Here is a 24,809-nt window from a genome sequence, read left to right on the forward strand (position 1 = left end):
CCGAGCAGCAGTGAGGACCCGCGACTGCGGGCCCTCACTGCTGCTCGATCTGCTAGAGCCGCGTCACGGCGCCGCAGCCACCGTGAACGGTGCCGAGTCCACCGTCGCTACGACGTTCACGGCGCGCACCCTGAAGAACCAGGCCTGCCGGCTGATGTTTCCCGTCGTGTAGGTGGTGGTGTTGGCGGGCAGGGCCGCCGACTGGCCGGAGACCGTCGCAAAGGTGCTCGATGTGCTCCACTGGACGACGTAGCTCGTCTCGTTGCTGACGTCGCCCCAGGTCAGGGTTGCCCTCTCGTTGGATCCGGCCCGGACGGCCGTGCCCGTCGTGATTGCGGGCTGTCCGGGGGCCAGCACCGGCACGGTGACAGCGTTGCTCGGCACCGACGTGCCGGCCACGTTGACGGCCCTCACCCGGTAGTCGTAGGTGTTGCCGGGCGACACCGAGTTGTCCGTCATCGTCACGGTGCCCGTGTTGGCGCGAGCGGGCGGGGTTGCGATCGGAGCGAACGCGCCCCCGTTGGTGGCCCGCTCGACCACGAAGCCGGACTCGTTCGTGGCGTTGTCACGCCACGTCAGGCTCACCCTCGGACCGGCCTGCAGCGTTGCGGTCAGGTTCGTCGGCGCCACCGGCGCGTTGACCCCGAGGGTGGCCGACATCGACTTCGCCGACAGGCTCGGGAACTCGGCACCGTAGCCGACGGTGTTGAGCGCGACGACGCGGTAGAGGTAGGCCGCTGTCGGGCTCGACGTCGAGTCGGTCAGGGTACGCGTCTGGTGGACGTTGGCCTGGTTTAGCGGGGCGACGACCGTCCCTACGTCGGACCATGTCGTCCCGTCAGAGGTCCGCTGGACGAGGAACGAGGTCTCGTTGATCGAGTTGTCGTTCCAGGTCAGAGTCACGTGGCGGTTGTTGCCGTTGCCTGTGACCACCGCAGCTCCCGTGGGCGGCCAGGTGGCCTTGTTCGGCGGGAGCGCCAGCGACTCCGGCCGCATCATGTCCATCTCCTCGTGGCTGAGGATGTGGCAGTGGATGACGTACTCCCAGCCGAAGTTCACGAGGGAGTTGACGATGGTGCCGGTCGGGTTGCCTTGCGGGTCGATGTTGTTGAAGCCCACCGTGGAGTTGATCGGCATCATGGGGTTGAGCGGTCGGATGGCGTTCGGCACCTCGAAGGGCACCTGAGGGACCACCGGCCGCAGTGCGACGATGGTGTCCTCGAGCGGGCTCATCCGGACGGTGTCCTTCCACCCGAGCTCGTTCGCGTCCGGCGGGATGATGATGTTGTCCCACGTGACCCGGTTGAGCACCTGCACGTCGTAGAGGTGGAAGTGGATCGGGTGCGTGTCCACACCGTTGTGGGTGAACCGCCAGATCTGCGTCCCGTCCTTGGCGTCGGTGATCGGAGTGACCTTGACGTCCGCCGGCGGCAGGTTGGTGCCGTCGATGAGCTCGGTCGACGGGTTGACGTAGGGGTAGAGCGTCACGTTCTGGGCACCCGGCGTCGGAGGCTGGGCCTCGACCCCGAGGTTCGCCTGCATGCGCCCGTACTCGTCGAAGGTCGTCGAGTTCATCTCGTCGTGGATCGCCTTGGGTTCCAGTCCCATCGTCATCTTCGTGGCCGGGGCCGCGAGGGTGTTGAAGCCGAACGTGCCTGTGTCGTTGACGCGCACGAGGCCGTCGCACTTCTGGACGTTGCTGGTCTTGACGTTGCAGTTGCTGCTCGCGGCGAAGGTCGTGCCGTACGCCGAGTTGTAGGCAGCCTGCCCGACGATGACGGGGTGCTGGCCGGACTCGAAGACGCCGGATCCGTTCGCCTGGTGCTTGAAGGCGTCGGCGAGTGCGGTGACGTTGAAGGCCTTGGCCGGGGTCGCGGCCGCGATCTTGACCTGCATGACGGTGCGGGTGTTGGGTCCGTAGCCGGGCAGGGTGCTGGGCGCACCCGCGGGGCTGAGGTCCGGTCCGCCCGTGTAGTAGTCGTAGGACGGCACGCGTGCCGGGAAGGCGGCGGGCGCGTCGTTGTAGAGGATCAGGGTCTTCCCCGCGAACTTCGAGAAGTCGACGACGACGTCGGCGCGCTCCGCGGGAGCGAGCAGCAACGAGTGCTTGTCGACGTTGCCGACGTCGAAGCGCGTCGGGTCGGTGATCCACGTCGTCGGCTGCTGTCCGTCGATGACCGCGGGAGCCGGCAGGAATCCGCCTTCGCTCGCGATCTGCACCCAGTCGGGACCATAGGCGTCGTTGTTCGCACCTTCAGGTGTGGGCGAAACGACGGGGTCCGTCTGTGCCGCAGCGAGTTCCGAAGCCTTGAGCTTGACCTCGCTCTGACCGTTGCCGTTGGCCGGGTCGGGGTCGGCCGTGTACCACTGGAAGTTGAAGAACCGGTCGTTCGCGGCGTTGAGCATCCGCATCCGGTAGGTCTTCGGCTGCAGGGTGACGGTCGGGTAGGCGACGCCGTTGACGATCGGGGTGTCGTTGAACTGTTCCATGCCGGCCGACACGTTGGGAGTCCCGGGGATCTGCTCCGGCTCGCAGAACGGGTCGGTCTGGTACTGCCAGGTCGACGGGTCGTCGAGGTTGCAGTTCGGGTCGTAGTACGGGTTCGCGATCGGTCCGAAGGTGGTGCCGGTGGCTGGCGGCCAGAACCACGGTCCGTACATCCAGCGGCCATAGGCACTCATGCCACCGGGGTCACCCGGGTTCTGCGCAGGCATGTAGACGTGGTGGTACCAGAAGCTGCCCTTGGTGCCCCACCGGCTCTCGTCCCACGTCGGGTCCTGGCCGTATGCCGTGACGTTGCCGTTCCCGTCGACCGTGTCCTTCAGCTGCGCTGCCCCGGGCACGAAGGTGCGGTCCTGGACGATGAGCGGCAGGGTGTCTGCGGCGGTCGGGATCAGGCCTGCGTTCACGAGCGCCTTCTCGGCGTTGTCGGTGATGGTGTAGCCCGCAGCCTCACCGGCATACACGTTGAGCCGGGTGATGCCCCAAGCGTGGTCGTGGTAGAACATCAGCCGCGCGCTCTGCTGGTTGGTGTAGTAGAAGGTCGAGCATCCGTCGTCCTTGGCGACACAGACCGCCGGCGACGTGGGGACGCTCGGGTCGGACAGCATGTCGGGGACGTTCTGCACGCTGACGCCCTGAGGCCACGTGGTGCTCTCGCCGGCGGGGGTGATCCACTGGTGCGGCGTCCCGTCGCTGATCCATGGCGTCGTCCCGCCGTGGAGGTGCAGGGTGGCGCGGTTGTCCTTGAAGCAACCGGCACCCTTGGGCTCCTGGGTGCACTCCGGGTTGCGGACCTGGTCGGTCACGGTGCCGTCGTTCGTCGGCGCCGCCATGTCCATCGGGCCCATGCCGGAGCCCATCATCGAGCTGTCGGTCGGCAGGAAGAGGTCGCCGTCGGCCCCCTTCGGGAGCAGGTTGCGGAAGACGATCCGCACGGGACGGTCCTTCGTCGCTGCGATGATCGGGCCGAGCCACTGTGGCGCGGTCACGCCGGTGTAGCCGGCGATCGCCTGCTTGTCACCGTTTTGGAGCTCGTTGAAGAGCGCCACGCCCTGGCCGGGGACCGCAGTGGTCGACAGCTGGACGTACCCGCGCACCAAGGTGGCGGGGAGGTCGGACGAGAACTTCGTGCGGTACTGCACGAGACCGATCACGTACTCGTCGGCAGCCTTGCCGTTGTACGTCTTCGCCTCGGGGACCGCCAGCGGGATGAACTTGTTGGCGGGACCCGTCGCAGCGTCGGCACCGAGCGCCTGGGCGACGGCGGGGCAGCCGGCCCCGGTGATGCCGGGGTTGCACGCGACGGGCAGCTCGTCCTGGAACTTCTTCATGCCGGCGGTGAGGTAGCCAGTCCCACCGTTGGTGACGGTGATGGACTCCAGCGACCCGACATCAGTCGTCAGCGTGCCGCTCGCCCCTGTGCCGGTTCCGGACGGGTCCGTGACAGCCACGGAGGCCGCGGTGTATCCCGAGCCGGGGACGTCGACGGCGAGCCCGACGAGCTTGAGCGTCGCCTCCGCGGAGGCCGGGCTCGACCCGCTGATCGGGTCGGCGAGCGTCCCGTCGAGGACCTTGACGCCGGGGGCGGTCGTGTAGCCGGAGCCCGGGTCGTCCACGGTGACCTTCTGGACCACGCCACCGACGAGGTCCGCCTGCTCGACGTGGCCGGCCGCACGTGTGCCGTTCGGGTCGTCCGGGAGGTCGAAGAGGACGGTCGGCATGGTGTAGCCCGTGCCGCCGTCCGTCAGGGCCACTGCGTCGACGCCACCGGAGGGCGTCACGCTGGCGCCCGTCCCATCACCTGTCACGGTGGCTGCCAGGCCTGTGTAGCCCGCACCCGAGGCTGTGACCGACGCGGAGACGACCGCGCCGGTCGTCTTGACCGTCGCGGTCGCCGTGGCCTGCGTACCGCTGGCGGGGGCGTTGACGATCACCGTCGGTGATGCTGAGTAGTCGTGCCCCGGAGCCGTGAGGTCGATTGCTGCGATGCTGCCGTCGGCCGGGTTCACCTGGGCCACAGCCGTTGCGCCGCTGCCGGTGCCGTCCGTGATGCTGACTGTCGCGGTCGGCGTCGTCAGCGGGCTGTTGGCCCAGTTCGGCCACGGACCGAAGTAGTGGGGCACCTTCGTGGAGTCCGTGGGGCCCGTCGGTGGCGACGCTGCCGCGACCGTGGCCGGCACCACCCCCGCCTGCATGCCGAGCGCGAGCACCGTCGCGGTGCTGGCAACGATCGCCGACAACCATCTTCTCGGACTGCTTCCTGGCATCTTTCCCACCTGCCCAATGACCTGCTTCGCATGTCCAGCGAATTCACAAAGGTTAGACAGGAATGGCCGCCAGAACACCCTCTTCGCGGGCATTGAAGATGCGAAATCTCTTGCGCCACAAGGGATTCCTGAATTGCATCTCCACCTTTCCCATTCTTGCCCAATCATGGTCACAATCAACGGAACCAGACACGTTCCGGACCTCAAAAGGGGACGAACTCCACGTTCCATGGGCACGTGTGACGAAGCCCTCTTCGCCTTTTCCAGCCATGGCCCCGAGCCGGATCTACCGTCGAGACATGAGCAGGAAAGGATGGACCTTCCTCTCGAACCACGGACACGTTCTGGTCTGCCTGGCGGACGACCCCGACATGCTCCTCAAGGAGGTCGCATCGACCATCGGGATCACCGAGCGGTCAGTTCAACAGATCGTGTCCGACCTCGAGGAGGCACACGTCATCACTCGACACCGCGAGGGGCGGCGCAACCGCTACGTGGTCCGACGCGAGGTGCGCTTCAGACACCCCTTGGAGGCAGGGCTGCGCGTCGGCGACTTCATCGATCTCGCCCGGCGACGCCCGCGACTGCGGATGACCGACGCCTCGCCTCGCCTCACCCCCGTGCGCGAGCGCGACATCCAGTGACGATGCCGGCAACCTCACCACCGACGCCATCACTCGCACCCACTGTCAGCGGACGATGCGGAAGTTGAACATCGGCGTGCCCAGGGCTCCCCAGAGGCGCAGCCAGACCGGCAGCAGCATCTCGGTGCCGCGGGCGGTGGTGATGTCGCCGAGGTCGATGACGTCCGCGTGACCGAACTCGGTGAGCAGCGCGGTGACGGCCGCCTTCGCGTCGGCGTCGTCGCCGGAGACGAAGACGCTGCTGCCCTCGGGGAGGGAGGCCGGTCGCACCATGAGCTCGGCGGTCAGCGTGTTGAGCGACTTGACGACCCTGGCCTCGGGAAAGGCGCGCTGGATCTGCTCGCCGAGCGAGTCGGAGTCCTTGACGAAGAGGGTGGGCGGCATGCCGGCCGAGAAGTCGAGCGGGTTGGAGATGTCGAGGAGCACCTTGCCGGCGAGGGCGTCGGCGCCGGCGAGGCCGAGCACCGCGAGCGAGGCGTCGCCGCTCGTCGCGTTGACGACGACCTCGGCGGAGGCGGCCGCCTCGGCGAAGGTCGCGAGCGCGATGCCGGGGTGGGCCGTCGCCCACGTGGCGAAGGCGGCATTGCCCATCTGGTCGGGCTCGGTGCGGGCGAGGGTGCTCGCCGGGTCACGGGTGCCGATGGTGACCGCGTGGCCGAGCTCGTCGAGACGGGCGGCGATGGTGCGGCCGACGGAGCCGGTGCCGAGAACTGCGTAACGCATGGGAGGTCCTTGGGGGTCGAGACAGAAATAGACAGATCTGTCTATTGATTCGGACCGTAGCAGACAGATCTGTCTACTCGCAAGGTACGATGGACCCATGGCACGGACAGCGAGCGCAGCTCGGCAGCGGATCCTCGACACGGCGTTCGGGCTCTTCTACGCCCACGGCATCCGCGCGGTCGGGGTCGACCGGATCATCGCCGAGTCCGGGGTCGCCAAGCAGACCTTCTACAACCACTTCCCCGCCAAGGACGACCTCGTCCTCGCCTACCTCGACGTCGTCGACACGACATGGTCGGGCCAGCTGCACGCCGCCGCTGAGGCGGCGGGGCCGGCACCCGCCGACCAGCTCGTCGGGCTCTTCGACGCCCTCGACACGGCCTGCCGGCGCGACGGCTACCGCGGGTGCGCCTTCATCAACGCCGCGGCCGAGAACGAGCCAGGCACGGCGATCCACGCCCGCACCCTCGCCCACAAGGACTCGGTGCGCGACTGGGTCCGCGGGCTCGCGGCCGACGCCGGGACTCCTGACCCCGACGGCCTGGCCCGCACGCTGACACTGCTCCTCGACGGCGGCCTGGCGAGCGGCTCGCTCGACGCCCGCCCTGACGCTCCCCGCGCGGCCAGGTCCGCGGCCGAGGCGCTCGTCTGCGCAGCGCTCGTGGACGCAGCGACCGCGAGCGGAGCGACCGGGGGCGCGGCGACCACCACGCACTGAGGCCGCTCAGCGCAGGCCGGCGGCGATGCGGTCGAAGGCCTGGTCGATGTTGCGCTCGAGGCGTCCGGAGCCGCCGTTCTGCTGGTGCTCGATGCAGGCCCGGACGGCCGCGATCGCCACGGCCACGGTCAGGCGCGCCTCGAGCGAGGAGCCCGGCTGGGCGCCGAGACGCCGCTCGAGGGCCCCCGTCAGGGCGTTCTCGATGCGGATGTTGTTGCCGACGAGGGCCGGGGCGAGCGACGGCTCGCCGAGCAGGATGCGGCGACGTCGGGCGCGCAGCTCGCGGTCGATCGACGCGGGCGCGAGCATGCCGGCGAGGATCCGGCGCAGGGACTCGAGGGGCGTCTCGCCCTCGACGTCCTGCTCCAGCGCGGCGGCATACGACTCGAGCTCCTCGGCCGTCGTGCCGATGACGGCGGCCTCCTTGGACGGGAAGTAGTTGAAGAACGTGCGCGCGCTGACGCCGGCCCGGGCCGCGATCTCCTCGGTCGTGACGGCGGCGAAGCCCTTCTCCTCGACGAGGTCGAGGGCGGCGAGGTTGAGCGCGCGGCGGGTCTCGCGCTTCTTGCGCTCACGCAGGCCGCACGACTCGTCGGTCAGCAGGTCCGTGCTCATGCCCTCATCGTGACACGTTCACTGCATGGACTGCAATTTTGCAGTGACTGCACTTTCGGCGTACGGTGGAGAACATGCCACAGAAGACCCAGGGGGTAGCCACCGACACCGCGACCGCATCAGCCAGCGGGGCGACCGTCACCAAGGCGCCCGGACTCGACCGCCCGACCCGCAACATCTTCATCGCGCTCATGCTCGGCATGCTCGTGGCGTCGATCAGCCAGACCATCGTCGGCCCGGCCATGCCGCGCATCGTCGCCGAGCTCGGCGGCATCGACCACTACTCGTGGCTCGCCACCGCGGCCATGCTCGTCAGCGCGATCACCGTCCCCATCGTCGGCAAGATGAGCGACCTCTACGGTCGCCGCGGCTTCTACCTCGGCGGTCTCGTCGTCTTCATGGCCGGCTCGATCCTGTCCGGCTTCGCCCAGAACTTCTGGTGGCTCATCGCCGCCCGCGCCATCCAGGGCGCCGGCATGGGCACGCTGATGCCGCTGTCGCAGACGATCATCGGCGACATCATCCCGCCGCGTCAGCGCGGCAAGTACCAGGGCCTCATGGGCGGCGTCTTCGGGCTCGCCTCGATCCTCGGTCCGCTCGTCGGCGGCTTCGTCACCGACAACTGGGGCTGGCGCTACCTCTTCTTCATCACGCTGCCCGTCGGCGTCTTCGCCTTCTTCGGCATCAGCCGCTTCCTCCACCTCGAGCACACGCCGCGCGAGACCGTCGTCGACAAGGCCGGCATCGCCGCGCTGTCGATGACCCTCATCCTGCTCCTCGTGCCGACCTCGCTCGGTGGCACGACACTCGCGTGGGGGTCCCCCGCCATCATCGGGATGTATGCCGCCGGCATCGTCCTGCTCGGCGTCTTCATCGCCATCGAGCGCAGGGCCGTCGAGCCGGTGCTGCCGCTGCGCCTCTTCAAGAGCCCGCTCTTCACGCTCTCCAACATCGCGGCCTTCATGGTCTCGGTCATGATGTTCGGCGCGATGATCTACCTGCCGGTCTACGCCCAGGGCGTGCTCGGCGCGTCGGCCACGAACTCCGGCCTCATCCTCATGCCGATGTCCGTCGCCATGATCGGGCTGTCGATCATCTCCGGACTCGTCATCACCAAGACCGGTCGCTACAAGCTCCAGACCATCGCGGGCATCCTCATCATGGGCGTCGGCTTCTGGCTGCTGACCCAGCTGCACTACGGCTCGAGCCAGCTCGACCTCACGCTCTCGATGATCGTCTTCGGCGTCGGCCTCGGCATGGCGCTGCAGGTCTTCACGCTCATCATCCAGAACTCCTCGCAGCGCAAGGACCTCGGCGTCGCGACGGCGTCGACGCAGTTCTTCCGCAACGTCGGCTCGACGGTCGGCACCGCGGTCTTCGGCACGATCATGACGAGCGGGCTCGCCGGCAACATCGCCTCGCACCTGCCCGCCTCGGTCGTCCAGCAGATGCAGGCGTCCGGCCAGGAGATCAGCGCCGGCTCGGTGCTCGACCCGGCGGCCCTCGCCACGCTGCCGCCGCAGATCGCGACCGGCGTCCAGCAGGGCCTGGCCGACTCGCTGCACACGGTGTTCGTCTGGGGTCTCGTGCCCTTCGCCTTCGCCCTGCTCGCCGCCCTCTTCATCAAGGAGGTGCCGCTGCGCGACACCGTGCACACGCCCGACGAGGCCGGCATCGAGCTGCTCGACACGATGTCGCAGTCGGCGCCCGACGACGAGCTCAAGGTGCCCCTGGGCCGAGAGGCCGGCAACACGCGTACGCACGAGCGTCTGCTCGGACTGCGCCTCGGCCTGCTCGCCGACTCGGCGCTGCGCGGCGACCGTCCGCTCCTGAGCCAGGCCGTGACGCGGCTCGGTGAGGGTGACCTCGACGCCGGCGCGGCGCTGCTGCACCGCACGTCGCGGATGCTGACGACCGAGGACGCCACGCTCGCCGCCGAGACCGAGCGGTTCGCCGTCGAGGTCGCGGCCCGGGCCAAGGTGCCCGGCGGCATCCTCGACGAGGCGCTCAAGCGCGAGCTCGCCACGGCCGTGGCCGAGCGCGACGCCCGGACGGTCATGACGACCGTCGAGCCGACCGTGGCCGAGCGCCACGAGGCGGTCGACATCCGCCTCCTCTCCGCCGTCGGTGACGACCTCACCGCCGCCTACCTCGTCGACCGGCAGAACGCCAGGGTCGCCGAGCAGGCCGAGGCGTCGGTGCGCTGACCGCGTCCCACTCCCCGACCTGAACCGTCGAGAGGCCGCCTGGCCGCTTCCGACACATCGAGAGGCCAGTTCTCGTCACGAGAGCTGGCCTCTCGGCTGCGTCCGGGCGGCCGGGCGTGACCTCTCGACGGTCGAGGGGTGGGGGCGTATGCCGTCCGGCCGGGCCACGCCGGGAGGTGGCCGCCCCATCGGGTGCCGACCACACCGCATACGGTGTCGGGATGAGCAAGGTAGCCCTCGTCACCGGCGCGTCCTCCGGCATCGGCGAGTCCATCGCCGTCCACCTCGTCGAGTCCGGGTGGACGGTGTACGCCGTCGCCCGCCGGGTCGAGCGCATGGCCGCGCTCGAGTCGCGCGGCATCATCCCCTTCGCCATGGACGTCACCGACGACGCGTCGATGGTCGCCGGCATCGACCGCATCATCACCGAGCAGGGGCAGATCGACGCCCTCGTCAACAACGCCGGCTACGGCTCCTACGGGCCCGTCGAGCACGTGCCGATCGACGAGGCGCGGCGGCAGTTCGAGGTCAACGTCTTCGGCCTCGCGCGGCTGACCCAGCTCGTGACACCGCACATGCGCACCCGGCGCCGCGGCCGGATCGTCAACATCTCCAGCATCGGCGGCAAGATCTACGAGCCGCTCGGCGCGTGGTACCACGCCACGAAGTTCGCCGTCGAGGGCTTCAGCGACAGCCTGCGCATCGAGCTCGCACCCTTCGGCATCGACGTCGTCATCGTCGAGCCCGGCCCGATCATCTCGGAGTGGAACACCATCGCCCGCGAGAGCATGGTCGAGCAGTCGGTGGGCACCGTCTACGAGGACCTCGCGCGCCGGATGGCCGTCATGTTCGAGCGGGTCGACACCCCACGGATGAGCTCCGGCCCCGAGGCGGTCGCCGAGAAGGACCTCAAGGCGCTGGAGGCCGCGAACCCGGCCGCCCGCTACCCCGCCGGGCGCGGCGCGCGCGCCATCGTCACGGCCCGCCGGCTGCTGCCGGACCGCGCCATGGACGCCGTCATGCGGCGGGCGCTCTCCGGCTGACCCGACACACCCTCCCGACGTCGAAAGGCCACGAACCGGAACCGGTTCGTGGCCTTTCGACGGTTGGTGGGTCAGCCCCAGACGAGGGCCTGCGCCGGGTCGGCGAGGATCGCGGCCAGGTCGGACAGGAAGCGGCTGCCGAGCTCACCGTCGATGAGACGGTGGTCGAAGCTCACCGCGAGCTGCGTGACGTGGCGGATGGCGATCTCGTCGTTGCCCTCGGCATCCGTGACGACCCACGGCTGCTTGCGGATCGCACCGAAGCACACGATGGCCGACTCCCCCGGGTTGATGATCGGGGTGCCGCTGTCGACGCCGAACACGCCGACGTTGGTGATCGTCATCGTGCCGCCCGACATCTCGGCCGGCTGGGTGCGCCCCTCGCGAGCGGTGGCGGTGAGCCGGCCGATGGCCTGCGCCAGCTCGAGCATCGTCATGGCGTGGGCGTCCTTGATGTTCGGGACGATCAGACCGCGCGGGGTCGCCGCGGCGATGCCGAGGTTGACGTAGTTCTTCTGGACGATCTCCTGGGCGGCCTCGTCCCACGTCGCGTTCATGCCCGGGTTGCGCTTGACCGCGAGGACGAGCGCCTTGGCGAGCACGAGCAGCGGCGTGACCTTGACGTCCTTGAACTCACGGTTGCCCTTGAGGCGCTCGACGAGCTCCATCGTCTTCGTGACGTCGAGGGTGATCCACTCGGTGACGTGCGGGGCGGTGAAGGCCGAGCCGACCATCGCCTGCGCGGTCATCTTGCGAACGCCCTTGATCGGTGTGCGCTCCTCGCGCTCACCGGCGCCGAACGGCATACGCGGGGTCACCGGCGTGGTGGCGGCGCTGGCCGAGTCGGCCTGTGCCGCAACGCCGTTCACGGCGGCACCGCTCACGTGGTTCGTCACGTCGTCGCGCGTGATGATGCCATCGGCGCCCGTCGGCGTGACCGACGCGAGGTCGATGCCGAGGTCCTTGGCGAGCTTGCGCACGGGCGGCTTGGCCTTGGGCCGCCCGCCGGTGGCACCTCCGGTGACGGACGGCGCCGGCGACTCGACCCGGGGAGCCGGAGCGGCAGCCTCGGCCACCGGTGCGGCAGCCGCGACCTGCTCGGTCTCGGTCGGGGCGGCAGCCACCGGAGCCGCAGCCATGCCCTTGCGCGCGCGACGGGCCGTGGCGCCCGCCTTGGCGCCGTAGCCGACGAGGATCGCCTCGGAGCCGCCACCGGCGGCACCCTCGGCGGGGGCGGCCTTCTCGCCCGGGATCGACGGTGCGGCGGCGGGAGCGTCGTCGCCGCCCTTGCCGTCGTCGATGGAGATGATCGGCGTGCCGACGTCGATGGTCTGGCCGACCTCGACGAGCAGCTCCTTGACGGTGCCGGCCCACGGGATGGGCAGCTCGACGAGCGACTTGGCGGTCTCGATCTCGAGGACCATGTCGTTGACCTTGACGGTGTCGCCGGGCGACACCTTCCACTCCACGATCTCGGCCTCGACGAGACCCTCACCGGGATCGGGCAGGTTGAACGTCTTGATTGCCATGTGTGGCAGCCCTTCTCAGTACGCGAGCGCGCGGTCGACGCCGTCGAGGATGCGGTCGAGGTCGGGGAGGAACTCCTCCTCCATCCGGCTCGGCGGGTAGGGGATGTTGGCGCCGGCGACGCGGACGACCGGGGCCTCGAGCTCGTAGAAGCACTGCTCCGTGACCTGCGCCGAGATCTCGGACGCCATGCCGAGGAAGCTGCTCGCCTCCTGGACGACGACGAGGCGACCCGTCTTGCGGACCGACGTCACGATGGTGTCGATCGGCAGCGGCGAGAGCGAGCGCAGGTCGATGACCTCGATGCTCGTGCCCTCGGCCTCCGCGGCAGCGGCGGACTCGAGCATCGTCTTGACGACGGGGCCGTAGCCCAGCAGCGTCACGTCGGTGCCCTCACGGAGCACGTTGGCCTCGAAGAGGCCGCGCGGCGCGGTGGTCGCGGTCGTGTCGTACTCGGCCCGGTCGTGGTAGCGGCGCTTCGGCTCGAAGAAGATCACCGGGTCGTCGCAGGCGACGGCCTGCTGGATCATCCAGTGGGCGTCCTCGGGGTTGCTGCACGCGACGACGCGCAGGCCCGCGGTGTGGGCGAAGTAGGCCTCGGGGCTCTCGGAGTGGTGCTCCGGGCTGCCGATGCCGCCGCCGAACGGGATGCGGATGACCATCGGGATCTTGACCGCGCCGAGGGCACGGGCGTGCATCTTGGCGACCTGGCTGACGATCTGGTCGAAGGCCGGGTAGACGAAGCCGTCGAACTGGATCTCGCAGACGGGGCGGTAGCCGCGCAGCGCCATGCCGACCGCGGTGCCGACGATGCCGGACTCGGCGAGCGGGCTGTCGATGACGCGGTCCTCGCCGAAGTCCTTCTGCAGGCCCTCGGTGATGCGGAAGACACCACCGAGCTTGCCGATGTCCTCACCGATGAGCACGACCTTGGGGTCGGCCTCCATGGCCTTGCGCAGGCCGTTGGTGATGCTCTTGCCGAGCGTGACCTTCTCGAGCTGGCCGGCCATCAGTTCGCCTCCTCGAAGCTCGCCTTGTACGCGAGGTAGGCGGCACGCTCCGCCTCCATGACGGGGTGGTCCTCGGCGTAGACGTGGTCCCACATCGTCTCGCCGGCCATCGTCTCCATCGTGACGCAGCCCTCGCGCAGCTCGGCAGCGAACTGGTCGGCCTCCTCGTCGATGCGCGCGAAGAAGGCCTCGTCGGCCATGCCCTCGTGGGCGAGGAGGGTCTTGAGGCGCAGGATCGGGTCGCGGAACTTCCACTCCTCGACCTCGGCCGAGACGCGGTACTTCGTCGGGTCGTCGGCCGTGGTGTGCGCACCCATGCGGTAGGTGTAGGCCTCGATGAGGAGCGGGCCGTTGCCGTTGCGGGCCTCGTCGAGGCAGTGCTGCGTCACGGCGTACGTCGCGAGGATGTCGTTGCCGTCGACGCGGACGCCGGGGAAGCCGAAGCCGCGGGCGCGCTGGAAGAGCGGGATGCGGGTCTGCTTCTCGACGGGCTCGGAGATGGCCCACTGGTTGTTCTGGCAGAAGAAGACGACGGGTGCGTCGAAGCTCGCCGCGTAGACGAACGCCTCGTTGACGTCACCCTGCGACGAGGCGCCGTCGCCGAAGTAGCAGATGACCGCGGTGTCGCGGTCGGGATCGCCGGTGCCGACGTTGCCGTCCATCCGCACGCCCATCGCGTAGCCGGTGGCGTGCAGCGCCTGCGCCCCGATGACGATCGTGTAGAGGTGGAAGTTGTTCTCCTGCGGGTCCCAGCCACCCTGGCTGACACCGCGGAAGAGCTGCAGCGAGCTCTGCGGGTCCATGCCGCGCACGAAGCCGACGCCGTGCTCGCGGTAGGTGGGGAAGACGAAGTCGTGGGGCCTCAGCGCACGCCCGGAGCCGACCTGGGCGGCCTCCTGGCCGAGCAGGCTGGGCCACAGACCGAGCTCGCCCTGGCGCTGGAGCGCGTAGCCCTCGGCGTCGAGCCGGCGGATGAGGACGAGGTCGCGGTAGAAGCTCCGCAGGTCCTCGGGCGTCAGGTCCGCGACGTACTTGTCGTAGTCGGGATGGGACACGCGCTGACCCTCGGGGGTCAGCAGCTGGATCATGTCCGGGCCACCGTCGCCGACCGCGGGGGTCGGCTCCTGCAGCTCGGCGACAACCTTGTCGCTCACTGGGGCTCCTTCGCCGGTGAGACCGGCCTACTCGTTCGGCCCGCAAACGGGGGTCACCCGCTCGTCGGCTTCTGGGGGCGCAGGGCCGCCGTTCGTGACGACGGACACGTGCTTGGTCCTCGACCCGGAACTTACCGGAGAGCCCTGCGAATCTCACAATGCGGGACGGTCGTGCCCCCGCCAACCCGCAGCGCCCGTGCGAGGATGGCCCGACCAGACGAGGCAGGGGAGACATGGGAGCGCCGGACCGCAGCAGCGCCTGGGCGATCAGCCGGGCCTGGTGGTCACTGCCTCGACGGACCCGGCGCGAGCTCGTGCTCGCGGCCGTCAAGGGGCGCCGACCTCGGACGGACCTGCCGACCTGGCGGACGACGCTCGCCTGGGCCGAGCTCTACCCGGCTCTGGCCATCCCTCAGGTCCTGATGGCCCTGTGTTTCCTCTACCTGGCCGGGCGGGGCATCTACGACCAGTTCGGCTGGCTGGTCGGCACCTTTGCCTGCTATCTGCTGGTCGCGGCCGCGTGGACGACATTCGCGACCTCCCGGATCCGGCGCAGCGCCGGGCCCGTGGACCCTGGTCAGTCACCGGACCGCCGCGCCGACACCGTCACCCCCTGAGCCGTCGCGAGCGATGGCGTATGCCGGGTGCTCGCGTCACGCTCGCCGGCGCGCTCAGCGCCGGGTGCCCCACGTCCAGGCCGGCGTCGTGAGCAGCCCCTGGCCCTGCACGAGGGTCTCACCGAGGTCCTTGACGAGGGTGATGCCGCGGGCCGGTGAGCCGAGACCCACCGGCACCTCGTCCTCGTCGTCGGGATCGACGACGGCGAGCTCGCGGATCAGCGCGTCCGAGTGGGAGACGACCATGACCTGGCTGCGCTCGGCCGCGGCACGGACGAGGCGCGCGAGCGGTGGGAGGAGGTCGGGGTGCAGCGACGTCTCGGGCTCGTTGAGGACCATGAGCGACGGCGGGTCGGGCGTCAGCAGGGCTGCGACGAGGAGCAGGTAGCGCAGCGTGCCGTCGGACAGCTCGGCACCCGTGAGCGGTCGCAGCATGCCGGGCTGGTGCAGCTCGACGTCGAAGCGGCCGCTGTCGACGGTGACCTCGAGGATCGCCCCGTCGAAGGCGTCGGCGACGGCTCGGTCGAGCTCGGAGCGGCCGTTCTCGCGGATCGTCTGGAGCGCGGCGGCGAGGTCGCGGCCGTCGTCGGCGAGCACGGGCGTGCGGGTGCCGACCTGCGGAGTCCGGGCCGGGGCCTCGGCGTCGGCGCGGAAGCCGTCGTAGAAGCGCCAGCCACGGATCATCCGCCGCACCCGGAGCAGCTCGGGCGCGCGCTCGGGATCGGCCAGCTCGGTCAGCATGCTCTCCCACGGGCGCAGCGAGCGGGTCAGCTCGGTCCAGCCCGGCCGCTCGGCGCGTCGGACGGCTGCGGCATCGGGCGCGCCCGACGACCGGTAGGCGGCCGACCGTGACCCGGCTCGGGAGCCGGGCGCCTCGACCGGGTCGGACTCCCACTCGGCGGCGTCGGCGTCGTCGGGTCCCCACTCCGCCCCCCAGCCGTCGTCGCCCCCGCCCGACGCTCTCGTCTCGACGACACCCCAGCGGCGCCGCACGAGCACCGAGCCCGGGCGCATGACGGGCCCGGCCCAGACGACCTCGCGCTTGATCTCGGGGTCGCGCAGGAACGCCGACGGCGTCCCTGCCTCGCTGCCCGTCGACTGCTGCGGCAGTCCGAGGTCGACGAGGTAGCCGAAGTCGTCGGAGGCGAAGCCGAGCCGGAGTCCGATCGGGCCCTTGCGCCGCGTGCCCTGCACCGCGTGGCCCCGGTCACGGGCGCCCCCGAGCGTCGCAGGCCCGGCCCACAGCGCGGACTGGAGACCACCCTCGCGCGCGAGCGTGCCGATGACGTCGCCGCGGCCGCAGCCCGCGAGGAGCCGGAGCGAGCGGTAGAGGCTCGACTTGCCGCTGCCGTTGGCGCCCGTGACGACGTCGAGGCCGTGGAGCGGCACGACGACGTCGCGCAGCGAGCGGTAGCCGGACACGGCAACGGCGGTGAGCATGCGTCGACCGTAGGCGGCACGTGCGACACCCGGGGGCGCCTGGCCTCGCTTCGGAGCGACCGGGTCAGGCTCTGCTCAGGCCGGTGTCGGCTCCCCAGGAGCCTCGTCCGCGCCGCCCCGACGACGGACCAGGACGGCGACCATGACGAGGAGCGCCACGGCCCACAGCGCGAAGGCCACAGCCGGGAACATGGCGACGACTGTGCGTGTGAAGCTCGGTGGCCCTCCCGGGGAGAACCAGCCAAAGCTCCCCACGTCCACGCTGAGGGCCACTGCAGCCGTCGCGATCGCGGCGACGACAGTCACCGCGGCGACCGTCCCGATCTGCCGACGACCGGCTCGGCGCCCGGGAACCCGGAGCCACAGCACGGCCGCCCCGACGCCGAGCGCCGCCGCGACTCCCAGCGCGACCAGCACCGCAACCGAGCCCTCGACCTCGGTGGACGACACCTCGGTGAGTGGACGGACCCGTCCCCACAGCCAGATGTCGAACAGGGGCACCATCGCGCCTGCCGGGGACTGCGCCGTCATGTGCTCGGTGGGCCAGACCATCGCGGCGACGAGCAGCGCCGCACCGACCGCCAGCAGGGGCGTCACGACGCGACGCACGTCAGGCCTCGGGGTCCGCGCCGTCGCCACCGGCCCCGGCGGACCAGGCGGGCAGCTCCTGCAGCGACCAGCGGTTGCCGTCGGGGTCGCTGAAGTGCACGAAGCGCCCCCACGGCTGCTCGTCGACCTCGGAGACCTCGACACCGCGACCGACGAGCTCCGCGCGGATCGCGTCGGCGTCGGCGACGACCATCTGGAGGTTGTCGAGGCCGCCGGGGACGATCTCGGTCAGTCCCTTGCCGAACGCGATCGAGCAGGCCGACCCGGGCGGGGTCAGCTGCACGAACCGGATCTCGTCACTGACCGTGTGGTCGTGGTCGAGGACGAAACCGACCCTCTCGACGTAGAACTCCTTGGCCCGGTCGACGTCGGTCACGGGCACGGCCACCAGCTCGAGCTTCATGTCCATGCCCAGACGGTAGGCCCGCCCACCGACACGTGGGGGTCCGGACACGGCCCGTTTTCTCGGACGGCCGGACCCGCCGCTCAGCTGTCGCCGTCGGTCGGCGGGGGCGCCCCCGAGCCCGTGCCCGTCGGGAAGGGCGTGTCGCTGAAGCCGACGGCAGGCGCCCGCCCCGTGCCGACCGGACCCGGGTCCATCAGGGTGGCGACGAGCGGCGGGGTCGCCTCGACCAGGGCGTGACGCTGCCGGAGCCGCGCCGCGACGCCGGCCACCGCGCCGGTGACCGAGTCGGCCACGCGGGGCAGCAGCACGGGCACGACGAGGACGGCGAGCGCCACCGTGAGCAGGGCGACCGACACGACCTCGAGCCAGCCGACCGTCGTCGTCACGACGACGAGCCCCGGCTGGAGCCCGATCGTGCGGTCGTCGACCGACAGCCGCTGCACGAGGGAGCCGGCGACCGTCGCGAGCGCCAGCGCCGTCCCGACCGCCGACGCGAGCTCACCGGGCCGCCCGGCACGGACGAGTCGGAGGAGCAGCCCGGCCGCGGCGAGCGCCAGGACGACGACGAGGAGCACGAGCCGCGGCACCGGGTCGGGTCCGGAGAACGCGTCGAGCAGCACGCCGTCGGAGGTGTAGACCACCTCCCGTCCCCACGACCAGATCAGCTGCTCGTAGCCCTTCGTGAAGTCGCCGACCTCCGGGACGCGGACCGCGACGACCTTCGTCGGCCACACGGCGGTGGACGCCGCCAGCAGCACGCCGACGCCGCCGATCGCCACCCCCGCAACACGCGTACGCCATCCCGCCCCGGCGGCCGGGTCGGCGTCGTGGGCGGGGCCGTCGGTCATCTCGGCGGCCGGAAGCGGTCCGGGTCGTCGGTGGGGTCGTCGGTGGGGTCGTCGGAGAAGCCGACGCCCGTGCCGGCGTGCTCACGCCTCGTGGCGGCGCGCCGGTCGGGCCCCCCGGGCACGTCACGGATCGTCGCGATGCCGACGCGCGGCGCGGCCGGCTCGGCCCCGCCTCCCACATCAGCCGCTTCGTCGCGCGCCCCCTGACGCCGGGCGAGCGCCCGGGCGCGGGTGGCTGCAGACCGCACCAGCGCGACCGTGGGCCGCAGCACGAGGAGCACGAGGGAGACGACGAGCAGCACGGCGGACGCCACTTCGAGATGGCCGGCGGGCAGGGTCTCGACCGCGAGCTGGTCGCCGTCGCCGAAGATCTCCGAGATCGCGACTCCCAGCCTGCGTCCCAGGCCGCCGACCACCTGTGACGCGGCCCAGGCGAGGCCGGCCGCACCGAGGACCAGGCCGTCGCTGCCGTCCCGCAACGCACACGCGACGACGCCCGCGAGACCCGCGGCCAGTGCCACGACGAGGAGCACGAGGCCGGTCGTGTTGCCCACGTCGACCTGGCCGTCCGCGTTGGCCGTCGTGTCGGCGACGTGACCCCAGCTCCAGACGGACAGCCGGAACGGCGACGCGTCGGGCTCGGCCGTCTCCGGCGGCTTCTGGAGGATCGCGTGCGTGGGCAGCACGAGCGTGGGCAGGGCGAGCAGCACCCCGAGGAGCCCGACGAGCGCGGCCGTCAGCCGTCCGGGGATTACGTGCTTCCGGAGGTCCGTCACGCCCACGCCGTCACCGTCCCGTCCCCGTGGTCGCCGCCGGATCCGCCCGCCCGCGGTCGACGTGGGCCGACTCACCGTCGTCGAACGACACGGGCTCGGTCGTCAGGTGCTCACCGACGGGACGCAGCCCGGCTGCCCCCGTGCGGCCCATCGCAGAGCCGACCGCCGGAGGTCCGGCCGGCGCCACCGGGACCACGGCCTCGCCCGACGACCGGATCGCGGACGCCACCATGACCACGAGCGCGACGACGAGCACCACGGCTGCGGCCGTCTCGAGCGACCCCGCCGTCGTCATCTGGGTGCGGACGGTGAGGCCCGACGCGCCCTGGTCGACCTCACCGAGCGACCGGCCCACCCGGTCGGACACGGTCGTCAGCACCCGGCCGGCCAGCAGCCCGAGGGTGACGAGCGCGACAACGCGGCCCCACACGCCGCGGCGAGGGACCCAGACGCCGACACCGACGAGCGCCGCGACGAGGAGCACCACGAGGACGGCGAGCCCGAGCAGGTTCCACTGGTCGCGCAGCTCGACCCCCTCGAGACCGGTCACACGGACCCGCCCCCAACTCCACTCCCACTGGCGTGACAGGAGCGAGCCGTGCTCGCGGTCGGCGACCGCCATCTCCCACGTCGGCGAGACCAGGGACGGCAGGACGAGCAGGACACCGAGCAGCGCGAGGCCGCCGCTGACCCAGCGGTCCGTGAGCCGCTCCAGCACCGTGCCCATCCGCGACCTCCCGCGCGAGACCCGCAACGACTGCCGCGCGACCCCGCGCGACCAGCCCATTGTCGCCCCGATCGGCTCGGTCAGCGGGCGCCGAAGCGTTCGGCGACCTCGATGAGCCGCGAGTTGGCCTCGACCTCGCCGATCGTGACGCGCACGCCGTCGTCGCCGTACTGGCGCACCGTCAGGCCCGCCTCGGCGCACGCCTGCGAGAACGCCGTCGAGTCCCCGCCGAGCGGGAACCACACGAAGTTCGCGTCGGACCGGGGCAGCGTCCAGCCCTGGTCGCCGAGGGCCTGCACGACCCGGTCGCGCTCCGCGACGAGCGACTCGACGCGCGCGTTGAGCTCGTCGAAGGCGTCGAGCGAGGCGATGGCGGCGACCTGTGCGACCGAGTTGACGCCGAAGGGCGTGGCCGTCTTGCGGAGGGCAGCGGCGACGGGAGGGTGCGCGACGGCATACCCCACCCGGAGGCCGGCGAGGCCGTACGCCTTGGAGAAGGTGCGCAGGACGACGACGTTGGGGCGGTGGCGCCAGACGTCGAGCCCGCGCACGGCGTCGGGGTCGCGGACGAACTCGACGTAGGCCTCGTCGACGACGACGATGACGTCGCTCGGGACCTTGTCGAGGAACGCCTCGAGCTCGGCCTGGTGGACGCACGGCCCGGTCGGGTTGTTGGGCGTGCAGACGAGGATGACGCGGGTGCGGTCGGTGATCGCGGCGAACATCGCGTCGAGCCGGTGCCGGGCCTGCTCGTCGAGGCCGACCATGACCGGCTTCGCGCCGGCGAGCTGGGTGACGATCGGGTAGGCCTCGAACGAGCGCCACGCGAAGACGACCTCGTCGCCGGCGTCGCAGGCGGCGTTGACGATCTGCGCGAGCACCGCGACCGAGCCGGTGCCCGTCGCGAGGCACTCGGTCGGGACGTCGAGCGCCTTCGCGAGCCGCTCGGTGAGCGCCGTGACGGCCATGTCGGGGTAGCGGTTCACCGTGGCCGCGGCGTCCTCGATGGCTGCGAGCACCGACGGGAGCGGGCCGTAGGGGTTCTCGTTCGAGGAGAGCTTGTATGCCGTCACGCCGGCAGGTGCCGACGCGGGCTTCCCGGGCTTGTAGTCGGGCATCTGGGCCAGCACGTCGCGGAGCCGGACGGTGGCGTCGGACGCCTGCGGGGCGGCATACGCCTCCTGCGGGGTGGCGCTCTCGGTCACGCTCTCGCTGACGGTCTCGGGGCTGTCGGTCATACCCGAACTGTAGAGCCAGTGTCCACGCGAGCGACCGGCCCATGGACGCTCTCCTGACGGCGACGCCGGTCTGTGGCTAGGCTCACATCGTCGCGCCACCGCCGCCTCGACATCTTCTTCATGCCCAGCCTCACGAAAGTCAGATCATGCGCATCGGCATCCTCACCGGGGGCGGGGACTGTCCCGGCCTCAACGCCGTCATCCGGGGCGCGACCCGCGCCGCCGAGGTCACGTACGACAGCACCGTCATCGGCTTCCGCAACGCGTGGCGCGGGGTCATGGACAACGACTACGAGATCCTCGACGTCGACCGGTGCCGCGGCATCCTGCCCCTCGGCGGCACGATCCTCGGCACGAGCCGAGACCAGCCGTTCGCCCACGAGGACGGCCTCAAGCGCGTCCGCAAGGCCTACGACCGGCACGGCCTCGACGCGATCATCGGCATCGGCGGCGAGGGCTCGATGGGTGTCGTCAACCGCTTGCACGAGAACGGTTTCCCCGTCATCGGCGTGCCCAAGACGATCGACAACGACATCTCGCTGACGGAGATGACGTTCGGCTTCCAGACCGCCGTCCAGATCTGCACCGACGCCATCGACCGTCTGCACACGACCGCCGAGAGCCACCACCGCGTCCTCGTCGTCGAGGTCATGGGCCGCCACGTCGGCCACATCGCGATCTGGTCCGGTCTCGCCGGCGGCGCCGCGATCACCCTCGTGCCCGAGGAGCCCTTCGACGTCGACGAGGTGTGCGAGCGAATCGTCCACCGGCACAAGAAGGGTCGCTTCGCGACGATCGTCGTCGTCGCCGAGGGCGCGCTGCCCAAGGCCGGCACCATGGACATCCCGGCACCCGAGGTCGACAAGTACGGCCACCAGATCCTCGGCGGCATCGGCTCGATCCTCGCCCGTGAGATCCAGGGCCGCACCGGCATCGAGAGCCGGATGACCGCGCTCGGCCACATCCAGCGCGGCGGCTCGCCCGTCGCGTTCGACCGCGTCCTCGGCACCCGCTTCGGGGTCGCTGCCGTCGAAGCCGCCCTCGACGGCGCGTGGGGCCAGATGGTCGCCCTGCAGAAGGGCCGCATCGAGCGCGTGCCCGTGGCCGAGGCCATCGGCTCGCTCAAGATGGTCGAGCCGGACCTGCTGCGACTCAACGCGATGTTCCAGCCGCGGATCCCCGGCGATGAGCACCCCGGTCTTCCCGCCGATGCGCCTGCGCCCGTGGAACACTGAGCGCATGCTCCTCAACTTCGCGCTGCAGACGGTGATCAACGCCGTCGCCCTGTGGATCGCCGCGTGGGCCATCCCCGGCATCACGTTCGGTGGCGGGTCGACGAGTCAGGTCATCTGGACCGTCGTCCTCGTGGCCCTGATCTTCGGCATCCTCAACACCTTCATCAAGCCGATCCTCAAGCTGATCTCGCTACCGCTCATCATCCTGACGCTGGGGCTCTTCGTCTTCATCGTCAACGCCCTGATGCTCGAGCTGACGTCGTGGCTCGCCGGCAAGCTCGACCTGCCGTTCCACGTCGAGCACTTCTTCTGGGACGCCGTCTTCGGCGGCCTCATCATCACCTTCGTGTCGATGCTGCTCAGCTTCATCAAGACCGACTGAGCCCAACCGCCCGCAGCGCGCGTTCCGTGAGCCCGCCCTCCACGTGGAGGGCGGGCTCACGGCATTCCGGACCGACCCTGTGCGGTCAGCGGTGGGTCGCGTAGCGCAGGAGGAGCGCGCCGTCGTCGAAGCGCTCGACGTCATCCAGCCGCAGGCGTATGCCGCCGGGTGGGCCCACGTGGGGCAGCGCGACGAGCCGCTGACCCTCGGGGTCGCTCGAGACGACCGGGTCGAGCAGGACGACGATCTCGTCGACGAGGTCGGCGGCGAGCAGCGCGCCCGTCAGGGCGCCCCCACCGTCGGTGCGGACGGCGCGCACGCCGTGGGACGAGGCGAGGTGCTCGAGCGCTGCCGCGAGGTCGACCCGGTCGGTCGCGGGGTCGGTGGCCTCGACGTGCTCGATCCCGCGGTGGTCGAGGTAGCGGAGGTAGTCGGGCGGCGTGTGGCGGGTGACGAGGACGACGACGTCGCGGTACCACGGCTGGGCCAGCGCGTGGATCCAGCCGCGCACGACCCCGCGGCTGTCGGGGACGACGAGGAGCGGGCGGGGCTCGGTGACGAGCGACTCGAAGCCGGGCACGACGGGAAGGCGCTTCGGCGGCGGGAGCGTGCGCTGCTGGTCCTCCTCGGTCTCGGTCGGCCCGAAGACGAGGGCGGTCGTGCTGCCCATGAGGATCGCGTCGACGGGCCAGCGGAAGCCGAGGCGGTAGTAGCGGTCGGGGTGGGTGTCGAAGCCGACGACCTTCCCGTCGACGCTGACCTGGTTGTAGACGACGACGCTGGGACGCACGGGATGCTCCATGAGGGCACGATAGGCGCCGGCGCCGACGGCCCGGCGAGCTCGCACGACCGTTCGCCGACGGCCGAGGCGGTCACGGGGTGTCGGCTGTGAGGGTGTCGGCGCGGGGACCTACCGTCGTGGCATGCGGTTGCTCCACACCTCCGACTGGCACCTCGGGCGCACGCTCCACGGCGTGAACCTCCACGAGGCGCAGTCGGCCGTGCTCGAGCGCATCTGCGAGCTCGTCGAGGACCCGCCCGACGGCATCCCGGTCGACGCCGTGCTCGTCGCGGGCGACGTCTACGACCGCGGCGTGCCGCCGGTCGAGTCGGTGCAGCTCTTCGAGTGGACGCTGTCCCGGCTGTCGGCCGTCACGACCGTCGTCGTCACGTCCGGCAACCACGACTCGGCGATCCGCCTCGGCTACGGCGCGGGCCTCTTCCGCGACAGCATCCGCATGGTCACCGACCTCGGCCAGCTCGACCTGCCGGTCCGGCTCGAGGGCAGCGACGGCGTGCAGGCCGCGGTCTACGGCATCCCCTACCTCGACCCCGACCATGCGCGGGTGGCGCTGGCGGGTGGCGGTGAGCCGCTGCCGCGGTCGCACCAGGCCGTCGTCGGGGCGGCGTGCGACCGCATCCGAGCCGACCTCGCCGACCGGCCGGGCGTGCGCTCGGTGGTCCTCGCGCACGCCTTCGTCGCGGGCGCCGAGCCGAGCGACTCCGAGCGCTCGATCATGGTCGGCGGCGTCGACCGGGTGGCCGGCACGGTCTTCCACGGTCTCGACTACGCCGCGCTCGGTCACCTCCACGGCCCGCAGGCGCCGGAGTCCGCCGAGGGGTCGGTCGTGCGCTACTCCGGCTCGCCGCTGCGCTACTCCTTCTCCGAGCAGGACCACCAGAAGGTCGTGCTCCTCGTCGACCTCGACGCGTCCGGTCCCGCGCGCGTGACCCCGGTGGAGATCGTGCAGCCGCGCGCCATGGCGACGCTGCGCGGTCGCCTCGACGAGCTGCTCGAGTCCCCCGCCTTCGCCGGCGCCGAGGACGCCTGGGTGCGGGTCACGGTCACGGACCGGGTGCGCCCCGACTCGCTCATGGACCGCCTCAAGTCCCGCTTCCCGCACGCCCTCCAGGTCTTCCACGAGCCCGAAGGGGCGATCGACCGCGGCCGCGCCGGCACGACCGTCGTCAGCGAGCGCGACCCGCGCGAGCTCGGCTCCGACTTCATCGCCTACGTCACCAAGACCGAGGCGAGCGGCGGCGAGGTCGACGTCTTCGAGGCCGGCTTCGAGGCCGCGGTCAGGGCCCAGCACCGGGCCGAGGCGCAGGAGGTGGCGTGA

General features: G+C 71.0%; 22 protein-coding genes. 8 read left to right on the forward strand and 14 right to left on the reverse strand.

All coding sequences use genetic code 11. From position 1 onward, the window contains the following. Positions 1 to 63 precede the first annotated feature (63 nt). A complete protein-coding gene (locus ACSQ2D_RS18835; RefSeq protein ID WP_435987439.1) occupies positions 64 to 4,743 on the reverse strand; it encodes a multicopper oxidase domain-containing protein in 4,680 nt (1,559 codons plus the stop codon). Between the two features lie 326 nt (positions 4,744 to 5,069). Between ACSQ2D_RS18835 and ACSQ2D_RS18840 the strand changes: the two genes are divergently transcribed. Continuing rightward, complete coding sequence (locus tag ACSQ2D_RS18840; protein WP_435987440.1) at positions 5,070 to 5,414, forward strand: helix-turn-helix transcriptional regulator; 345 nt, start codon at positions 5,070 to 5,072, stop codon at positions 5,412 to 5,414. A gap of 45 nt (positions 5,415 to 5,459) precedes the next feature. On the opposite strand, the gene ACSQ2D_RS18845 is transcribed toward ACSQ2D_RS18840, so the two are convergent. Further along, entirely contained in the window at positions 5,460 to 6,137 is a 678-nt protein-coding gene (locus ACSQ2D_RS18845) for an NADPH-dependent F420 reductase (RefSeq protein WP_435987441.1), read from the reverse strand. Between the two features lie 97 nt (positions 6,138 to 6,234). Here ACSQ2D_RS18845 and ACSQ2D_RS18850 point away from each other — a divergent pair, with 97 nt between their 5' ends. Next, entirely contained in the window at positions 6,235 to 6,855 is a 621-nt protein-coding gene (locus tag ACSQ2D_RS18850; RefSeq protein ID WP_435987442.1) for a TetR/AcrR family transcriptional regulator, read from the forward strand. A gap of 6 nt (positions 6,856 to 6,861) precedes the next feature. On the opposite strand, the gene ACSQ2D_RS18855 is transcribed toward ACSQ2D_RS18850, so the two are convergent. After that, entirely contained in the window at positions 6,862 to 7,470 is a 609-nt protein-coding gene (locus tag ACSQ2D_RS18855) for a TetR/AcrR family transcriptional regulator (RefSeq protein ID WP_435987443.1), read from the reverse strand. Positions 7,471 to 7,535: 65 nt separating this feature from the next. On the opposite strand from ACSQ2D_RS18855, the gene ACSQ2D_RS18860 reads away from it, so the two are divergent. Both ACSQ2D_RS18860 and ACSQ2D_RS18865 read left to right on the forward strand, forming a co-directional pair. Then, on the forward strand, positions 7,536 to 9,677 hold the full coding sequence (locus ACSQ2D_RS18860; protein WP_435987444.1) for an MDR family MFS transporter: 2,142 nt from the start codon (positions 7,536 to 7,538) through the stop codon (positions 9,675 to 9,677). 221 nt (positions 9,678 to 9,898) lie between these two features. Continuing rightward, positions 9,899 to 10,720, forward strand: a complete 822-nt coding sequence (locus tag ACSQ2D_RS18865; RefSeq protein ID WP_435987445.1) for an oxidoreductase — start codon at positions 9,899 to 9,901, stop codon at positions 10,718 to 10,720. 71 nt (positions 10,721 to 10,791) lie between these two features. On the opposite strand, the gene ACSQ2D_RS18870 is transcribed toward ACSQ2D_RS18865, so the two are convergent. The 3 genes from ACSQ2D_RS18870 to pdhA are packed head-to-tail and all read right to left on the reverse strand — an operon-like array spanning position 10,792 to position 14,411. Then, positions 10,792 to 12,249: a dihydrolipoamide acetyltransferase family protein gene (locus ACSQ2D_RS18870; RefSeq protein WP_435987446.1), complete on the reverse strand. Its 1,458-nt coding sequence runs from the start codon at positions 12,247 to 12,249 to the stop codon at positions 10,792 to 10,794. A 15-nt stretch (positions 12,250 to 12,264) separates the two neighbouring features. Then, positions 12,265 to 13,257, reverse strand: coding sequence for an alpha-ketoacid dehydrogenase subunit beta (locus ACSQ2D_RS18875; protein ID WP_256794467.1), 993 nt, complete (start codon positions 13,255 to 13,257; stop codon positions 12,265 to 12,267). Next, on the reverse strand, positions 13,257 to 14,411 hold the full coding sequence (pdhA, locus tag ACSQ2D_RS18880; RefSeq protein WP_435987447.1) for a pyruvate dehydrogenase (acetyl-transferring) E1 component subunit alpha: 1,155 nt from the start codon (positions 14,409 to 14,411) through the stop codon (positions 13,257 to 13,259). Before pdhA ends, ACSQ2D_RS18875 begins: the two co-directional genes overlap by 1 nt. 233 nt (positions 14,412 to 14,644) lie before the next feature. Here pdhA and ACSQ2D_RS18885 point away from each other — a divergent pair, with 233 nt between their 5' ends. Continuing rightward, a complete protein-coding gene (locus ACSQ2D_RS18885) occupies positions 14,645 to 15,028 on the forward strand; it encodes a hypothetical protein (RefSeq protein WP_435987448.1) in 384 nt (127 codons plus the stop codon). Positions 15,029 to 15,082: 54 nt separating this feature from the next. On the opposite strand, the gene ACSQ2D_RS18890 is transcribed toward ACSQ2D_RS18885, so the two are convergent. The 7 genes from ACSQ2D_RS18890 to hisC form a co-directional block, all read right to left on the reverse strand. Continuing rightward, positions 15,083 to 16,468, reverse strand: coding sequence for an AAA family ATPase (locus ACSQ2D_RS18890; protein WP_435987449.1), 1,386 nt, complete (start codon positions 16,466 to 16,468; stop codon positions 15,083 to 15,085). Positions 16,469 to 16,543: 75 nt separating this feature from the next. Further along, complete coding sequence (locus ACSQ2D_RS18895) at positions 16,544 to 17,065, reverse strand: hypothetical protein (RefSeq protein ID WP_435987450.1); 522 nt, start codon at positions 17,063 to 17,065, stop codon at positions 16,544 to 16,546. A 13-nt stretch (positions 17,066 to 17,078) separates the two neighbouring features. Then, positions 17,079 to 17,486: a glyoxalase superfamily protein gene (locus ACSQ2D_RS18900; protein ID WP_435987451.1), complete on the reverse strand. Its 408-nt coding sequence runs from the start codon at positions 17,484 to 17,486 to the stop codon at positions 17,079 to 17,081. A gap of 77 nt (positions 17,487 to 17,563) precedes the next feature. Continuing rightward, positions 17,564 to 18,331 (reverse strand): hypothetical protein, encoded by a 768-nt coding sequence (locus ACSQ2D_RS18905; protein ID WP_435987452.1) that lies wholly within the window; start codon positions 18,329 to 18,331, stop codon positions 17,564 to 17,566. After that, positions 18,328 to 19,107 carry a hypothetical protein gene (locus tag ACSQ2D_RS18910; protein WP_435987453.1) on the reverse strand — a complete coding sequence of 260 codons (780 nt, stop codon included), beginning with the start codon at positions 19,105 to 19,107 and terminating at the stop codon, positions 18,328 to 18,330. Before ACSQ2D_RS18910 ends, ACSQ2D_RS18905 begins: the two co-directional genes overlap by 4 nt. 10 nt (positions 19,108 to 19,117) lie before the next feature. Continuing rightward, positions 19,118 to 19,834, reverse strand: coding sequence for a hypothetical protein (locus ACSQ2D_RS18915; protein WP_435987454.1), 717 nt, complete (start codon positions 19,832 to 19,834; stop codon positions 19,118 to 19,120). Between the two features lie 80 nt (positions 19,835 to 19,914). Then, a complete protein-coding gene (gene hisC / locus ACSQ2D_RS18920) occupies positions 19,915 to 21,072 on the reverse strand; it encodes a histidinol-phosphate transaminase (RefSeq protein WP_435987455.1) in 1,158 nt (385 codons plus the stop codon). A 146-nt stretch (positions 21,073 to 21,218) separates the two neighbouring features. On the opposite strand from hisC, the gene ACSQ2D_RS18925 reads away from it, so the two are divergent. Beyond that, entirely contained in the window at positions 21,219 to 22,307 is a 1,089-nt protein-coding gene (locus ACSQ2D_RS18925) for a 6-phosphofructokinase (protein WP_056774416.1), read from the forward strand. Positions 22,308 to 22,311: 4 nt separating this feature from the next. Further along, the gene (locus tag ACSQ2D_RS18930) at positions 22,312 to 22,689 is read left to right on the forward strand and encodes a phage holin family protein (RefSeq protein WP_435987456.1); all 378 of its coding nucleotides are present in this window, start codon (positions 22,312 to 22,314) and stop codon (positions 22,687 to 22,689) included. Positions 22,690 to 22,774: 85 nt separating this feature from the next. Here the strand turns inward: ACSQ2D_RS18930 and ACSQ2D_RS18935 are convergent, their stop codons facing one another. Then, a complete protein-coding gene (locus tag ACSQ2D_RS18935) occupies positions 22,775 to 23,491 on the reverse strand; it encodes a RibD family protein (RefSeq protein WP_435987457.1) in 717 nt (238 codons plus the stop codon). A 121-nt stretch (positions 23,492 to 23,612) separates the two neighbouring features. Between ACSQ2D_RS18935 and ACSQ2D_RS18940 the strand changes: the two genes are divergently transcribed. Then, positions 23,613 to 24,809 (forward strand): exonuclease SbcCD subunit D, encoded by a 1,197-nt coding sequence (locus tag ACSQ2D_RS18940; RefSeq protein WP_435987458.1) that lies wholly within the window; start codon positions 23,613 to 23,615, stop codon positions 24,807 to 24,809.

The sequence above is a fragment of the Terrabacter sp. LjRoot27 genome (assembly GCF_964254175.1).
Lineage (GTDB): Bacteria > Actinomycetota > Actinomycetes > Actinomycetales > Dermatophilaceae > Terrabacter.

Excerpts from the sequence above, each read along its gene's own strand:
- ACSQ2D_RS18900 (WP_435987451.1), bottom strand. The coding sequence starts at position 17,486 with ATGGACATGAAGCTCGAGCTGGTGGCCGTGCCCGTGACCGACGTCGAC.
- ACSQ2D_RS18875 (WP_256794467.1), bottom strand. The coding sequence starts at position 13,257 with ATGGCCGGCCAGCTCGAGAAGGTCACGCTCGGCAAGAGCATCACCAAC.
- ACSQ2D_RS18865 (WP_435987445.1), top strand. The coding sequence starts at position 9,899 with ATGAGCAAGGTAGCCCTCGTCACCGGCGCGTCCTCCGGCATCGGCGAG.
- ACSQ2D_RS18935 (WP_435987457.1), bottom strand. The coding sequence starts at position 23,491 with ATGGAGCATCCCGTGCGTCCCAGCGTCGTCGTCTACAACCAGGTCAGC.
- ACSQ2D_RS18905 (WP_435987452.1), bottom strand. The coding sequence starts at position 18,331 with ATGACCGACGGCCCCGCCCACGACGCCGACCCGGCCGCCGGGGCGGGA.
- ACSQ2D_RS18845 (WP_435987441.1), bottom strand. The coding sequence starts at position 6,137 with ATGCGTTACGCAGTTCTCGGCACCGGCTCCGTCGGCCGCACCATCGCC.
- ACSQ2D_RS18925 (WP_056774416.1), top strand. The coding sequence starts at position 21,219 with ATGCGCATCGGCATCCTCACCGGGGGCGGGGACTGTCCCGGCCTCAAC.
- ACSQ2D_RS18840 (WP_435987440.1), top strand. The coding sequence starts at position 5,070 with ATGAGCAGGAAAGGATGGACCTTCCTCTCGAACCACGGACACGTTCTG.
- ACSQ2D_RS18870 (WP_435987446.1), bottom strand. The coding sequence starts at position 12,249 with ATGGCAATCAAGACGTTCAACCTGCCCGATCCCGGTGAGGGTCTCGTC.
- ACSQ2D_RS18915 (WP_435987454.1), bottom strand. The coding sequence starts at position 19,834 with ATGGGCACGGTGCTGGAGCGGCTCACGGACCGCTGGGTCAGCGGCGGC.
- hisC (WP_435987455.1), bottom strand. The coding sequence starts at position 21,072 with ATGACCGACAGCCCCGAGACCGTCAGCGAGAGCGTGACCGAGAGCGCC.
- ACSQ2D_RS18885 (WP_435987448.1), top strand. The coding sequence starts at position 14,645 with ATGGGAGCGCCGGACCGCAGCAGCGCCTGGGCGATCAGCCGGGCCTGG.
- ACSQ2D_RS18940 (WP_435987458.1), top strand. The coding sequence starts at position 23,613 with ATGCGGTTGCTCCACACCTCCGACTGGCACCTCGGGCGCACGCTCCAC.
- ACSQ2D_RS18890 (WP_435987449.1), bottom strand. The coding sequence starts at position 16,468 with ATGCTCACCGCCGTTGCCGTGTCCGGCTACCGCTCGCTGCGCGACGTC.
- ACSQ2D_RS18855 (WP_435987443.1), bottom strand. The coding sequence starts at position 7,470 with ATGAGCACGGACCTGCTGACCGACGAGTCGTGCGGCCTGCGTGAGCGC.
- ACSQ2D_RS18850 (WP_435987442.1), top strand. The coding sequence starts at position 6,235 with ATGGCACGGACAGCGAGCGCAGCTCGGCAGCGGATCCTCGACACGGCG.
- ACSQ2D_RS18930 (WP_435987456.1), top strand. The coding sequence starts at position 22,312 with ATGCTCCTCAACTTCGCGCTGCAGACGGTGATCAACGCCGTCGCCCTG.